A 13892-nucleotide genomic window follows, 5' to 3' on the forward strand; every position below is an offset into this window, starting at 1 on the left:
CATGTCCGAACGGCATCCGCGCTCGCGGGCCAGGTTCCTGGTGGGGGTCATGGACTCCGGCGACAACGACAGCCTGGTGCTGGAGCTGGCCAGGCTCACCGCCGAACGGCAGTCCGGCGGCCGGGAGTCGCACGTGATCGTCCGCGAGCTGATCACGGCCCTGGCCGAGATGATGCACAGCGCCGCGGGCCCGGCCGCGCAGGACAGTCCGAACTACGGGCTGGAGCTCACCGACGACGACAACGGAGCCATCTCGATCGACGACACGAGCCCGCCGGTGCGGGCATCGGTCCGCGCGTTACTGGCACAGCTCAACGGCCACACCGACGACGCGCTGTTCCAGGTGGACCTCGCCCTGCGGGACGACGCCTTCCAGGCCACGCTCGAGGTGTTCACACACGTTCTGCTGTGGACGATCGGTATGCTGAAGTGGTGTGACGCCAACGGGGTCCGGCGGCCGATGTGGCTGGGCGAGCCGGTCCCCGCGCGTCGAAGGGACTAACCCGTCAAGGAGTTCAGCGCCGCCGGGATGTCGGTGAAGATCGGCAGCACGGCGTGCAGGCCGGTGATCTCGAGTGGGCGGGTGACGGTGTGCCGTGCGGCCACCACCGCCCACTTGAGGTTCTGGTCGTCCATCTGCTGGCGCAGGTCGACCAGCACCGCCAGGCCGGCCGAGCTGAGGAAGTCCACACCGTCCATGTCCACCACGAACTCGCGGCCGTGGGTGGCCTGCTCGGTCATGGCCTGCTTGAACGCGGGAGCGGTCGCCAGGTCGAGGTCGCCGAGCACCTTGACCACCGGGACGCCGGTGGCAAGCGCGTGCACTTCCACCTTGAGAAGTTTGTCGGCCACCGTCGCACCTTCTGCGGATCTTGGAGTGCTCACGAGGGAACTCCTTCGGTCGAGAAACACGTCGTGCCGGCTGTGTTTTCAACCGTTGGCGATGTGTCAACCGTACGGAGCCGCAGCGCGCAGCACAACTTCAGGGCGAGAATGTTTGAAAAAACCCGATTGTGGGTACGCCCCATTGCCGCAGGTCCAAGAGGTGGGGCCCGCTGAACGGGCCCCTTCGGTGTCAGGCGTGGGCCACTTCCTTGCTCACCGCGTTGGGACCGTCGTACTGCCGGTCCGGAATCTTTTTCAGGCTCTCCAGCACGTCCTTGCCGGCGCCGTTCTGCTCGGCGCACTGCAGCACGTCCTGCTTGCTCGCCGGGTAGTCCATCCCCCCGAGGAACTTCTGCACCTGAATGGGATTCGGCTTGTCTGCCATGCGTTCTCACCTCCAGGCGCAGGTCTACCCGGTGCGGTGCGGGCTAATCCAGGCGTGGGTATCGTGCGGTGATGAGCGAGGCCGAGGAATCCGAACAGCAGCAGCTGGCGCGCAATCTGGGCGAACTGTTGCAGGAGTTGCGGGTGGCCCAGGCCGGAGTGCAGATCCTGTTCGGTTTCCTGCTGTCCATCGCGTTCACCGACCGTTATGCGCACGCCGAGACGTATATCAGGATGACCCATTTCGTCACCGTGTTGTTCGCCACGGCGGCGACCGCCTTGCTGACCGCTCCGGCGGCGTGGCACCGGATCCTGTTCCGGCACGGCAGGCGCGAGCAGATCATCCGCAACAGCAACAGGTTCGCCCTGGCCGGGCTGGTCAGCCTCGCTGTCGCGATGGCAGGCACGGTGCTGCTGATCGGCGAGATCGTGTTCGGCGGCTGGCTGCCGATCGTGATCGCCGGGCTGGTGGCGGTCGCCTTCGGGGTGCTGTGGTTCGCGCTGCCGGTCCGCGACCGGTCACTTCCGGAGGGCTCATCAGCCGGGTCTACACCGTGACGGGCCGCCTGACCCGTTTCCGCGCCTCCGCCCGGTCGAACCGCCACTGCAGCACGAGCAACGGCACCGTCCAGCCCAGCCAGGTCGCGATCCCGGCCACGGAGTAGCTCAGCAGCGTCCCGTCACCGTGGAATGTCGTGTCCAGTCGCGGCTCCAGTGCCAGGAACGCGATCACGCTCCACACCCGGTTGGTGATGATGGACATGGTCAGCACGAAACTGCGCAGCATCCACTTGCGGTGGTCGAGGAACCGCTTCTGCCTGGCCATCCGGTAGCCCACCACGGTGAACGCCAGCCACAGCGGCGGCATGATGAGACTGCTGGCCATCGCCACCGGGCCGAACGGCGTCACCGCGCCGATCACCCAACCGGCGATACCGGCAGGCAGCACCCCAGCGAACACATACACGCGGCCGGTGATCCGGTGAACCCGTGGGTAGCGCTGCCGGAACCACGGCCATACCTGCAGGACACACGTGAGCATCGCGACTGACGCGAACGACACGTGCGCGACGAGCAACGGGTAGTACCAGCTCAGGCCGTTGGTCAGGGGGACACGGGAGCCGCCGGTGAGGTACGGCGGCAACGAGAACGTCACGAACGCGACGGCGACGAACGCCAACGGCACTACCCACGGGCGCCGCCACCATTTGATTTCAGCCATGCCCGGCAGCTTGCGGGCCGCCGCTTACCGCTCACGCACCGAACGCTGACGGCCGCTCACCGAGCAGCGTCAGCGCCTCGTCCCGGGTCATCGCCGCACCGCGCCGGTACGCCTCGTCGAACCGTTCGCCCAGCTCAAGACGGGTCTCATCGACCGTCCGGGCGACATCCGGATCGCCGCTCACCGGCATCCCTCGCAACGCCACCGCCGCGCCCAGCAGGATCGCGGCCAGTTCGGGGTCGCCGTCGTGCAGGGCGATCGCCGCGAGCCCGTCGGCGGCCGGGGCGACCGCCTGGAGGTTCCGCCCGGCCAGGGCGGTCGTGACGGCCAGGTCGAACTGGGACCGGGCCAGGTCCATGTCGCCGTGCGCCTCGGCCAGCCTGCCCAGCCCGACCTGCACCCGGGCCCGGGTCTCACTCGTCGTGAACGACTCGGCCGAGGAGGTGCCCAGCGCCAGCTCGTACCAGCCCCGGGCGGCCGTCAGGTCGTCGCTGAACCGGGCGACATCGCCCAGGCCGCAGCATGCCTCCGCGACCAGTTCGGGACTGCCTGCCCGGCGGCCGGTCAGTACGGCCTGTTCGTAGTCGGCGCGGGCCTCGGCCAGCTCACCGCCGCGCGCGGAGTGGTAGGCGCGCCGGCACAGCAGGTGGGCCTGGTCCTCGACCGAGCCCAGCTCGGCCACGTGGGCCATCGCCTCGCCGATCAGCGCCCGGAACCGGACCCGGTCGCCGCTGAAATCGGCGATCCGGGCGAGCAGGTCCAGCGCCAGCACCATGGCCCACCGGTCGCCCACGGTCCGGAACCCGGCCAGCGCCACCTCACCGATGCGGGCGGCCTGCTCGGCGCGGCCACCGAAGAGGTCGATCAGGGCGACCCCGAGGTCGGTGAACGCGGCCGACCAGAGGTCGCCCTCGGCGAGCGGGCGCTGCGGTTCGGTCTTGGGCGGGCCGGTCACCGTGCCCCACATGAACGCGGTGAACGCGCGACGCAGCGGCCCGTGTGGCACCACCATCCGGGCCTCGGCGAGTTTCAGCTGGTCATGCCATTCCGGGGCGTCGGTCCGGCCGCGCATCGCGGACAGCACGCAGAGCACGAACTCCTCGTCCCACCGCTCGGGCGGTTCGTCGACCTTGACCAGCAGCGCCTCTCCCAGCGCGGCGGCCTCCCCGCGCATGCCCCGCAGGTACCAGTACAGCGACAGCTCGCCGAACAGGCACAACGCGATGTCGAGGTCGTTGTCGATGGCCCACCGCAGGGCGGCGTGCAGGTTGCCGTGCTCGCTGTCCAGCCGCGCCAGCCAGTGCAGCTGCTCGCTGCCGCGCAGGTGCCGGTCGGCCTGGGCGGCGAGGTCGAGGAAGTACTCGGCGTGCTCGCGGTGCAGGTCCTCGGCTCGTTCGGCGCAGAACGCCCGGATGGTGTCCAGCATCCGGTAGCGGCCGTCGACGTACTCCACCAACGACTTGTCCACCAGGTCGGGCAACAGGTCCGCGCGTCCGCACACTCGCTCGACGGCGTCCTGGGTGGCTCCGCCGGTGAACACGGTCAGCCGGGCGGCCAGCGCCTGCTCGTCGGCGTCGAGCAGGTCCCAGCTCCACTCGACCACGGCCCGCAGCGTGCGATGTCTCGGAGCGGCGGTCCGGTCGCCGCGGGACAACAGCTGGAACCGGTCGTCGAGGCGGGCGGCGATGTCGTCGACGGACATCGCGCGCAACCGGGCCGCGGCCAGCTCGATCGCGAGCGGCAGACCGTCCAGCGCGGCACAGATCGTGCGGACGGTCTCGTCGTGACCGTGGAAGCCCGGCGAGACCGCGGTCGCACGTTCGGTGAACAGCCGGACCGCGTCCGGGATCGGCAGCGGCGGCAACGGGCACAGGTGCTCGCCGGTGATGCCGAGCGGTTCCCGGCTGGTGGCCACGATCTTCAGCCCCGGACAACCGGTGAGCAGGCGCCGGCACAGCTCGGCGGCCTCGTCGATCACGTGCTCGCAGTTGTCCAGCACCAGCAGGACTTCACGGTCGGCGAGCGCGGTCACCAACCGTTGCGTTGTGTCGATCCGGCTTGCCGACGGGAACAGCCCGGTTTCGCGCACTCCCAAAGCGGTGAGCACCGCCTGAGCGAGGTCCTGGGCCGCCGACAGGTCCACAAAGGACGAGCCGGGACCGGCGGCCTCGATGGCCAGCCGGGTCTTGCCCGCGCCGCCGGGACCCGTGATCGTCACCAGCCGGGCGCTGGTGAGCAGGGCGGCGATCCGGTCCAGCTCGGCCCGCCGGCCGACGAACCCGGTCAGCTGGGCGGGCGGCCTCGGCCTGGACTCCGTGCGCAGCAGGGACTCGTGGACCGCTGCCAGCTCCGCCGACGGGCCGGTGCCGAGCTGGTCGGCGAGAGTGCGACGGGCGTCGTCGAACTCGGCCAGCGCCTCCGCGTGCCGTCCGGCATGGCTCAGTGCCTGCATCAGCTGGGCGCGCAGGCGTTCCCGCAGCGGATGGGCCGCGATGCGTTCGCGCAGAACGGGAACCAATGCGGCGTGCTCGCCCAGCGCGAGCCGGGCGTCGGCCAGATCCTCCTCGGCGGCGAGCCGGAGCTCGGTCAGCCGCGGATCGTCGACCGGGCCCCGCCACAGGTCCAGGGCCTCGTGCAGCAGCGCCGCCGCCTGAGCCGGGTCGCCGGCCAGCAGGCGGGACCCTTGCCCGGCGAGCTGTTCGAACCGGTGCGCGTCGACACCCTCGGCGGCCACGGCGATCCGGTAGCCGGTCTCGTGGAACTCGATCAGCCCGTCGGGCAGGCTCCGGCGCAACCGGGACACCTGGGACTGCAACGCGTTCACCGCGTCGCCGGGCGGGTTCTCGCCGTAGAGCCGGTCGATCAGCCGCTCGACGCCGACGATCCGGCCCGCCTCCAGCAGGAGCAGGCCGAGCAGGGCACGCTGGCGCGGGCCGCCGAGCGGGAGCGCGCCCCCCTCGGCAGGCCAGGCCTCGATGGTCCCCAGCACGCCGAACCGCACCCTGCCAGGTTCCCAGATCCTGGGCTCGCTGGCCCACGCGCCTCCCGGTTGCCATCATCGGCGGATGCCGGGCCGTCAATCGTCGAGTGCGGCCACGGTCCTTCGTGCCGTGCTCGAGCACGGCCCGGTCGCGCGCAGCACGGTGGCGCGGCTGTCCGGGATGAGCGCGGCCGCGGTCACCCGCCAGTACGCCGGGCTGGCCGGGCTCGGGCTGGTCACCGAGACCGGCCGGCTCGCCCGGGGCGGGCTGGGGCACCCGCACATCCCGGTGGACATCGACGTGGAAAACCATGTGGTGGCCGGGATCCACATCGCGCACGCCCAGTGCACGGTGGCGGTGCTGGATCTGCGTGGCCGGATCCGGGCCCAGGTCAGCGTTCCGCACGTGAGCACCGAACCGTTGGCGCTCCTTCACCATGTGGCGCAACAGCTGCGCGCGTTTCTCGGCTCACAGGTGCCGTTGGGGCTCGGCGTGGCCATCGGCGGGTGGGTGGATCCGGACGAAGGCGTTGTCGTCGAACATGCTTCGCTGGGCTGGCACGACGTTCCGGTCGGGGACCTGCTCGCCCGGCACACCGGCCTGCCGGTGCGGGTGGACAGCCACACGCGGGCGCTGGTGCGGGCCGAGCAGTTGTTCGGGGAGGTGCGGTCGGCCGAGTCGGTGGTGCACCTGTTCGTGGGCAACGTGGTCGACGCGGCGATCGTGACCGGGGGAGTGACCCACCGCGGCCCCCGGTCGGCCGCGGGCGACATCGCCCACCTGCCGTTCGGGGATCTTGCCTGCGGGCGCGGGCATTCCGGCTGTTTCGAGGTGACCGTGTCCGACCGCGCCTGGGGCGAGCGGGCCGGAACGTCCATTCGGGACGTCCTGGCATCTGGGAGAGCGGGTGACCGCGCGGCGCGGGCGCTGATGGCTGAGCGGGCCCGCATAGTCGGCCAGGCGGCCGCGTTGCTGTTCGACGTGATCAACCCGGAAGTGCTGGTGGTCACCGAGCTCGGCGTGCTCACCTTCCCGGAATGCCTGTCCGCCTTGCGGTCCGAGGTCGCCGAACGCTCGACCGTGTGCGCCGACCCGGGTCGCTCGGTGCTCGCCAGCAGCTTCTCCGGGGACACCGTGCTCGGCGTGGCGGCCGGGGCGGTGCAGCTCGACGCGATCTATTCCGACCCGCTGGCCGTCCCAGTGTTCGGACTGACTTAATTTCCTCCGTCGCAAAGTTGACCACCGCGCCGGCCGGTCCGCAGGATGGATCCCGAGCGACGTCGCCGATCTCCTTCCACCGCAACCCCTTGGGGAGTCCTTGCCATGCCCGAGTTACACCTGAACGCCTTCCTGATGGGGGTCGGCCACCACGAGGCGGCCTGGCGGCACCCGGCCACCGACCCGGCGCTGGCCGCGGACGTCCGGCACTACCAGAACCTGGCCCGGATCGCCGAGCGCGGCACGTTCGACTCGGTGTTCCTGGCCGACGGCGTGCAGTCCTGGTGGCGCTGGAGCGGCGGGTCACCTCCTGGAAGTGAACATGTGTTCGAGTCGGTGTGTATGCTCAGGTCATGGACGTGGCACTCCAGGGATCGCTGTTCGACACCTCGCTCGCGCTCGGCTCGCTGGCGGGCATCCAGCGGACGCCGCTGTCCCACGGAGCCTGGGTGGACCACCTGCCCGGCTGGCTGCGGGGCGCGTCGGCCCTGTTCGCCGACCTGGTCGACGGGGTCCCGTGGCACGCCGAACGCCGCCAGATGTACGACAGGGTCGTTGACGTGCCCCGGCTGCTGTGCTTCTACGGCGAGACCGATCCGCTGCCGCACCCGATCCTGGACGAGGCGCGCACGGCGTTGAGCGCGCACTACCACCCCGAACTCAAGGAACCGTTCCGCACCGCGGGTCTCTGCTACTACCGCGATGGCCGCGACAGCGTTGCCTGGCACGGTGACCGCATCGGCCGAGGCAACACCGAGGACACCATGGTGGCCATCCTGTCCGTCGGTGCGGCCCGCGCGTTGTTGTTGCGCCCCAAGGACGGCGGCGGCCCCACCGTCCGGCACGCGCTCGGCCACGGCGACCTGATCGTCATGGGCGGCTCCTGCCAGCGCACCTGGGACCACGCCGTCCCGAAAACCAGCAAACCCGTCGGCCCGCGCATCAGCATCCAGTTCCGTCCCCGCGGCGTCCGTTAGATTTCGATTCGGAATACCGCTATTTCCGGGTAACCGGCGGGTACCTTCATGCGGCGAATGCCGTTCCGGGGACCGGTGACGGCCTGCCGGAGAAACTGGTCAAGTATGTCCCGTTCGCGCGTGTTCGACCCGCAGGTCGATGTTTCCGTACATCACGTAAGGCGCAAGCTGCGATAGTTCACCACCAGTGCATCGGACCCGCCGGTCAGGCTCCGGTGCCGATCGGGCTGCCGGTGTACATCGCCTCGGCGAGCATCTTCGAGACGGTTCGCTCGTCCTCACTCACCGGCCACGGCCCATGCAGGTCGACATACGGGCCGAGCGACTGGCGTACTCCTGTTCCTGCGTCGCGCTGGTGAGCCTGCGGTGCCGGAAGAACTGCACCGGCAGCTGCTCCAACGGAAAGACGGTGTTCCCGGTGTGCACCTGGACGATCGGCATCGGTGCTTCCGGGTCGGTCCACAGGTCGGTCCGTTCCCGCAACGGCCACGCCTCCCGGAACGCGGTCGAAAGCTCATCACGCTTGACGCACTGTGCATGGTGACCTCGGCGATCACCGGGTGCATGGAAGGTCCGAAGTAGACAGTTCAACTTGGACGGTCTGCACGACCCGCCGCCCCTGCGAGACCCGTTGATCTGTTCCTCCGCGGTGGCGGCGCTGAGAGGAGCGACTGGGACCAAAGCGGCTCCGAGAGCACCGGCAGCGGCGGGCCAGCGGGCGATGGTGTCGCCGGTCCGGTTCGTTCTGAGGGACTACCAGCAGGACACTCAAGGCGGCTCAGGGCCATGGGATCTCCCGCGACAGCGTTGGCTGGTTGTCGTGGTGTGCCAACGGGGCTGTTACCGAGAGCGACCGGTGTCAGCCGAATGGACCAGTTCTCGCCGCGACAGCACACCGGAGGAACGACAAGGATGGAGCTATGTGTGTCGATGGTGGAGATTCGGCGGGTGGGTCGGCGCCGCGGGAGCTGAGCGGGCCGGTGGTGGACCCGATCGCGCTGGAGCCGGTGGACGAGGTCGAGATCGTCACGTTGGTGGACAACGTGTTCGACGCGTTGCTGATGGGTGACGAACGCACCCGGCGGCCCGCGATGGGGGTGCCGGGGGTGGTGGCGCCGCAGTTCGAGGAGGGCCGCACGCTGCGCGGGCTGGTCGCCGAGCACGGCTTCTCGGCGTTGGTGAAGGTGCGGCGCGGGGAGACGACCACCACGTTGTTGTTCGACACCGGGATGTCGCCCGAGGCGATGGTCACCAACGCCGAGCGGATGGGGTTCGCGCTCGACGAACTGAACACGATCGTGCTCAGCCACGGGCACTTCGATCACGCCGGCGGACTGGCCGGTCTCGCGAAACGGGTGAAGCTGCCGATGGTGGTTCATCCGAATGTGTGGTCAAAGCGCCGTTTGGTGATTCCCGGTCAGGACCCGGTCGAACTGCCGACGCTCAGCAAGCGGGCCCTCACCACCGAAGGCTTCGACGTGATCGAACGCCGCGAACCGTCCCTCCTGCTCGACGGCAGCGTCCTGATCACCGGCGAGGTCGACCGCACCACGGAGTTCGAACACGGCATGCCGCCCTCACACCAAGCCTGGGACGGCGGCAAGTGGGAGCACGACCCACTGGTGATCGACGACCAGGCGCTCATCGTCAACGTAAGAAACCGAGGCCTGGTCGTGCTGACGGGCTGCGGGCATGCGGGCGCGGTGAACATCGTCCGCCACGCGCAACGGCTCACCGGCGTCGATCAACTGCACGCGTTGATCGGCGGCCTGCACCTGAGCGGCCCCGCGTTCGAACCGATCATCAAGCCCACGGTCGACGCGTTCACCGCGATGCGGCCGAGCCTGATCGTGCCGGGACACTGCACGGGCTGGAGGGCGCAGCACACGTTCGCCGCCGCCATGCCGGACGCGTGGGTACAAAGCAGCAGCGGCACCAGCTATCGACTGGCTGGCGCCGCTGCTTGACGTGAAAGAGATTCAGGGACGGACCACCATCACCGGGCACGGCGCCAGGTAGAGCGCTGTGCGGGTGATGGGGGAGAGGTTCCCGGGCTCGCTGCCCGGGCCCATGATGAGCAAGTCGCTGCGGCCACAGGCTTCCACGGCCTCGTGCGGGTAGGCGTGGACGAGTTGGACACTCGGCTCCAGCTGGGGCATCAGCCGGGCGACGATCTTGCGAGCCCGGTCCAGCACGTCCTCGCCGTCGTGCCCGGACCCGACCGAGCGCGGACCGGCAGGCGGCACGGCGTGCACGAGCCGCAGCCCGTCGCGGTAACGGGTGGCGATGTCGGTGGCCCGGCGCAGCACGTCCTCGTCGTGCTGGCCGCCGACCGCGGCGGTGACCCAACCGTGCTCCCCGCGCACCGCGCGCGGTTCGCCGCGCACGACAACGGTGTCACACTCGGCGCCGCTGACCACCGGGAGCACGAGATGGCCCAGCCCCAGGGTGCGGCGGGTGCGGTGACCGTGGTGGCCGAGCACCAGCAGGTCGGTATCCGTGCTGGCGTAAAGCAAAGTGTGCTCGGGTGTGTCCTCAGAGGTCGTCACCGAGGCGTGCAGCCACCGGTAGACGTCCAACCTCCGGGCGATCTCGTTGTCGTCACTGGTCTTCGCCGAGTAGACGCGCAGTCCGGCGTTCATCAGCCAGGCGTGCCGCAGCGCCCACTCCAGCGCGGCATCACCCCACGTCGAGCCGTCCGTGCCGATGGTGACACGGGGACGGTGGCGTTCTGGCGGGAGTTCCGCCGATGCTGCCACCGCGGGCGTTTCCGCCGTAAAAGCTGTCATCAAGCCTCCCGTTGGCGGGGTCCACGGTAGTCCTGTGGGAAATTGATCGGTAGGCCCAAGTGCGTACCGCACCGGCCCCGCGTTACGTCCATAATGGACCAGGCCGGTGCGGTTCGCAGATCAGCGGTTGGACGTCAGCGCTCCGTCCACCGGGGCCTCAAAATCGATTCGGTAGTCCGTCTGCCACGCCATCTTCCCGGGCTTGACCAGCAGCTTCATCACCGTCGGCAGAACCAGGTCGCGCACCGTGCGGCCGACCGGTCCCGGCGCTTTGTTGCCGTCCACGCGGCGCCCGGCGGCGATGATCCGCTCCACCCGCGGTCGCCTTAAGTTCTCGTAAACACCGAGTGCCTCACCCACGGAAGGGATATCGCGCAGGCACCGGGCGAGTTGAATGGCGCTTTCGATGGCGATTGACCCACCTTGACCGGAACTGGGTGACGTCGCATGTGCGGCGTCACCGATCAACACCATTCGTCCCCTGTGCCACACCGGAACCTTCGGTAGGTCGTACACACCTCCGACGATCACCAGATCCTCGGGCTTCGACGCGGCAAGGATCTCCACCGCGGGCGAGCGGTCCTCGGCGAAGACCTCCGACAACCGGCGCAGCCATTCGATCGCGCCAACGGCCCGCGCCTCCGCCAGGCTCATCGGCGTCCTGCTGGGCAGGTTGACGAACCAGCCCGCGTGGCCGGACTCGTCGCTTCCGTAAGCGAAAACGGCCTTCTTGCCGTAAACCATGTGCAACGAGCCATGAGTCGACGGCACGTTCACCGGTTTCCCTGGCCGGCAGCCGAAGCTGATGAGCCCGGTGTACCGCGGCGCGGGTGCACCGGGATCGATCAGGGTGCGCATCGTGGACCGGATGCCGTCCGCGCCGATGATCACGTCGCCGGCCGCGGTGGTGCCGTCGGCGAAGATCGCGGTCCCGTCCCGCGCGTCGGTCAGCTGTCTGCCGTACTCGAACCGGATGCCGCGGGCGCGGGCTTCCCGTTCCAGGACACGGTAAAGATCCGACCTCCAGACGGTCCGCAGCATCGGTGGGCCGGCCGGGTCGCCGAACTCGGCGAGCCGTTTGCCCGTCCAGCTGAGCATGACCATCGACGGCACCGGCTCGGCGATCTCCAGCACCGCGTCCAGCAGACCGATGCTGCCCAGCGCGTTGAGCCCGTTGGGCGCGAGGCCGATCATCCCGCCGATCCCGTCGGCCGGCTGGTCGAACCGTTCGAACACGCGGGCCTCGATGCCCGCCTTCGCCAGCGCCATGGCGGCGACCGGCCCGGCGATGCCGCCGCCGATCACGACCGCCGTTCGCGTTTCTGTCATGTCGTCCTCCGGTTTGCCCGAACCGGCCGGAGGAGGAGTCCCGTTATCCTGATCAGTGCCATCCGCAGGACCGGGTCGCCTCGCGGCGCGGTTCGAAGGGTGAAAGGGCCCGGCGGCGGTGTTGCCGCACCTCCGCCGGGATCCGCCGGCTATTCGGCAGGCGCTCCCCGCTCGGCCAGGTCCCGGAACTCGGGTGGGACCGTGCCGGTCTGGTAGAACGCCCGCCAGCCGTCGAGCTCCGGGAAGGCCCCGGACCCGAAGTCCGCCAGCAGACCGTCGATCCACTGGATCTCGGCCCGCCAGACGGCCAGCTCGTACTCCTGCTCGATCAGGAACATCCGGGGCACGCTCTGCCGGGTGCTCTCGTACTGCTGTTCGTCCGCGGCGATCCGGGCGGTGAGCAGGTCCCGCCGTTGCCGCAGCAGGCCGATCGCCTCGTCCGGCGGCAGCGCGCCGATCATCGACAGGGCCGCGGTGAACTTCAACGGCTCCCGTTCGGGGGTGCCGAGCAGCTCACGGACCCAGTCCTGCAGCTCCTCGCGGCCGCCGTCGGTGATCGCGTACGTGGTGCGTTCGGGGCGGCCACCCGCACGGGTGCTGCCGGTCGCCTCGATGAAGCCGTGCTTCTCCAGGTTCTGCACGACCGTGTAGAGCGAACCCCACTTGATCGGCATGTCGTCGTCCTTGCCGCGCTCGCGGAGGAACGACGCCATCTCGTAGGGGTGCATGGGCCGCTGGACGAGCGTGCCGAGGACGGCGAGCGCCAGCAGGTTGCCGACCTTGCGTCGTTTCGCCACCGCGCTCCTTCCTCGGTTCCGGATACTCGCCTACGAGCATACGTGACCGAGTATCCACCGGGCAAGGTTGCTCCGAGCGGGTTAACATGCGTCGATTACGATGAGTAGCCGGAAGGTAGCCATGCGCGTTGGGATTCTCGCGATTGTCATCTGTTTGCTGACGTCTGTTCCGGCGAGTGCGGTACCCCAACGGCAGGTCCTGTTCGACGGCGGCAGTAGCTACCCGCGCGTGATCCGCCTGCACGACGGCACCATCCTGTCCAGCCTCACGACGAACGACGGCACCCAGGGGGTGGGCGTCATCAGCGTGAGCACCGACCAGGGGCAGACCTTCCGCAAGCTCGCGACCGTCGCCGACCCGGCCGCCGGGAACAGCGCGGGCATCTGCTGCTCCACTTTGTACGAACTGCCCTCGCCGGTCGGGACGCTGCCCGCCGGAACAGTGTTGTGGGCCAGCACTTCCGGCTACGCGATCGCCGGGGACGAGCGCCGGACGAGACAACGCCTCTGGGCAAGCACGGACCGGGGCGCGACCTGGAAGTTCCTCTCCGACATCGGCGTCGCGGCCAACCAGTACGCGACCTGGGAACCGAGCCTGTCGGTCGCGGCCGATGGGCAGCTCGTGGCGTTCTACTCCGACGAGACCGACAAGCTCCGGCACGACCAGAAGCTCGTCCAGGTCCGGTCCTCGGACGGTCTCAAGTGGACGGACTACCGCGAGACGGTGGTCAGCGACGTCTGGGAAGTCCGGCCCGGCATGATCAACGCCATCCGGCTGCCCGGCGGCGACTACTTCATGACCTACGAAGTGTGCAACAACGACAAGGTGCACCTCTGCAGCGCCTACTTCCGCCGTTCGAAGGACGGCTGGGACTACGGCGATCCGCGCGATCTCGGCGTTCTGATCATGACCGCGGACCGAAAACGGGGCCGTCACACGCCGGTACCCGCCTGGAGTCCGGGGCCCGGGCCGAACGGGACCATCCTGGTCATTACCGAGATGCTCGTGCGCGACGGCGGCGCGTTGGCGCCAGGCAATGGTGGGACGATCCTCGCCAACGACAATCGCGGTGAGGGCGCCTGGTACGAGATCCCGGCACCGGTTCCAGTGTCCGGAGTGGACAATGAGGGCTGCCGCAACTTCAGCCCCGCGCTGCTGCCGTCCACCGATGGACTGTCCGTCCTCGAAGTCACCACCGACTACGACCAGGGCGTTTGCAAGACCTTCTACGGAATTGGACCGCTTGTCCGGTCTGGGCGAAAAGAATCTTGAACCGCCTCCGCGCTGGCTACGTATGGGTTGTGACGTA

The 13892-nt window shown here is 69.2% G+C and carries 14 protein-coding genes and 1 pseudogene; 7 read left to right on the forward strand and 8 right to left on the reverse strand.

Annotation, left to right across the window (positions count from 1 at the left end):
* Position 1 precedes the first annotated feature (1 nt).
* Positions 2-502: a hypothetical protein gene (locus tag AB0J95_RS47940; RefSeq protein WP_364773114.1), complete on the forward strand. Its 501-nt coding sequence runs from the start codon at positions 2-4 to the stop codon at positions 500-502.
* On the opposite strand, the gene AB0J95_RS47945 is transcribed toward AB0J95_RS47940, so the two are convergent.
* Entirely contained in the window at positions 499-852 is a 354-nt protein-coding gene (locus AB0J95_RS47945; RefSeq protein WP_364773115.1) for an STAS domain-containing protein, read from the reverse strand. The two genes, AB0J95_RS47940 and AB0J95_RS47945, sit on opposite strands and share 4 nt — an antisense overlap.
* A gap of 223 nt (positions 853-1075) precedes the next feature.
* On the reverse strand, positions 1076-1270 hold the full coding sequence (locus AB0J95_RS47950; protein WP_364773116.1) for a DUF2795 domain-containing protein: 195 nt from the start codon (positions 1268-1270) through the stop codon (positions 1076-1078).
* 71 nt (positions 1271-1341) lie between these two features.
* On the opposite strand from AB0J95_RS47950, the gene AB0J95_RS47955 reads away from it, so the two are divergent.
* On the forward strand, positions 1342-1827 hold the full coding sequence (locus AB0J95_RS47955; RefSeq protein WP_364773117.1) for a DUF6328 family protein: 486 nt from the start codon (positions 1342-1344) through the stop codon (positions 1825-1827).
* Here the strand turns inward: AB0J95_RS47955 and AB0J95_RS47960 are convergent.
* Both AB0J95_RS47960 and AB0J95_RS47965 read right to left on the reverse strand, forming a co-directional pair.
* Complete coding sequence (locus tag AB0J95_RS47960) at positions 1817-2491, reverse strand: DUF2306 domain-containing protein (RefSeq protein ID WP_364773118.1); 675 nt, start codon at positions 2489-2491, stop codon at positions 1817-1819. The genes AB0J95_RS47955 and AB0J95_RS47960 overlap by 11 nt on opposite strands.
* 31 nt (positions 2492-2522) lie before the next feature.
* Complete coding sequence (locus tag AB0J95_RS47965) at positions 2523-5492, reverse strand: BTAD domain-containing putative transcriptional regulator (protein WP_364773119.1); 2970 nt, start codon at positions 5490-5492, stop codon at positions 2523-2525.
* Positions 5493-5556: 64 nt separating this feature from the next.
* On the opposite strand from AB0J95_RS47965, the gene AB0J95_RS47970 reads away from it, so the two are divergent.
* The 3 genes and pseudogenes from AB0J95_RS47970 to AB0J95_RS47980 all read left to right on the forward strand — a co-directional run bounded on the left by AB0J95_RS47970 (position 5557) and on the right by AB0J95_RS47980 (position 7667).
* Entirely contained in the window at positions 5557-6690 is a 1134-nt protein-coding gene (locus AB0J95_RS47970) for an ROK family protein (RefSeq protein ID WP_364773121.1), read from the forward strand.
* 105 nt (positions 6691-6795) lie between these two features.
* A pseudogene (locus AB0J95_RS47975) lies at positions 6796-6966 on the forward strand (LLM class flavin-dependent oxidoreductase); the annotation flags it as partial.
* 77 nt (positions 6967-7043) lie between these two features.
* The gene (locus AB0J95_RS47980; protein ID WP_364773122.1) at positions 7044-7667 is read left to right on the forward strand and encodes an alpha-ketoglutarate-dependent dioxygenase AlkB; all 624 of its coding nucleotides are present in this window, start codon (positions 7044-7046) and stop codon (positions 7665-7667) included.
* A 282-nt stretch (positions 7668-7949) separates the two neighbouring features.
* Here the strand turns inward: AB0J95_RS47980 and AB0J95_RS47985 are convergent, their stop codons facing one another.
* Entirely contained in the window at positions 7950-8150 is a 201-nt protein-coding gene (locus tag AB0J95_RS47985; RefSeq protein WP_364773123.1) for a hypothetical protein, read from the reverse strand.
* A 437-nt stretch (positions 8151-8587) separates the two neighbouring features.
* Between AB0J95_RS47985 and AB0J95_RS47990 the strand changes: the two genes are divergently transcribed.
* The gene (locus AB0J95_RS47990; protein ID WP_364773125.1) at positions 8588-9634 is read left to right on the forward strand and encodes an MBL fold metallo-hydrolase; all 1047 of its coding nucleotides are present in this window, start codon (positions 8588-8590) and stop codon (positions 9632-9634) included.
* A 12-nt stretch (positions 9635-9646) separates the two neighbouring features.
* Here AB0J95_RS47990 and AB0J95_RS47995 read toward each other — a convergent pair whose 3' ends face one another.
* From AB0J95_RS47995 to AB0J95_RS48005, 3 genes are all read right to left on the reverse strand, one after another.
* Complete coding sequence (locus AB0J95_RS47995) at positions 9647-10456, reverse strand: universal stress protein (protein WP_364773126.1); 810 nt, start codon at positions 10454-10456, stop codon at positions 9647-9649.
* 120 nt (positions 10457-10576) lie between these two features.
* Positions 10577-11785, reverse strand: coding sequence for an NAD(P)/FAD-dependent oxidoreductase (locus AB0J95_RS48000; protein WP_364773128.1), 1209 nt, complete (start codon positions 11783-11785; stop codon positions 10577-10579).
* 149 nt (positions 11786-11934) lie between these two features.
* Positions 11935-12582, reverse strand: a complete 648-nt coding sequence (locus AB0J95_RS48005; protein WP_364773129.1) for a PadR family transcriptional regulator — start codon at positions 12580-12582, stop codon at positions 11935-11937.
* A 121-nt stretch (positions 12583-12703) separates the two neighbouring features.
* Between AB0J95_RS48005 and AB0J95_RS48010 the strand changes: the two genes are divergently transcribed.
* On the forward strand, positions 12704-13855 hold the full coding sequence (locus AB0J95_RS48010; RefSeq protein WP_364773131.1) for a sialidase family protein: 1152 nt from the start codon (positions 12704-12706) through the stop codon (positions 13853-13855).
* The last annotated feature ends 37 nt before the right edge of the window (positions 13856-13892 follow it).

The organism is Actinocrispum sp. NPDC049592, assembly GCF_040675465.1.
In the GTDB taxonomy this organism is placed as follows: Bacteria; Actinomycetota; Actinomycetes; order Mycobacteriales; family Pseudonocardiaceae; genus Kibdelosporangium.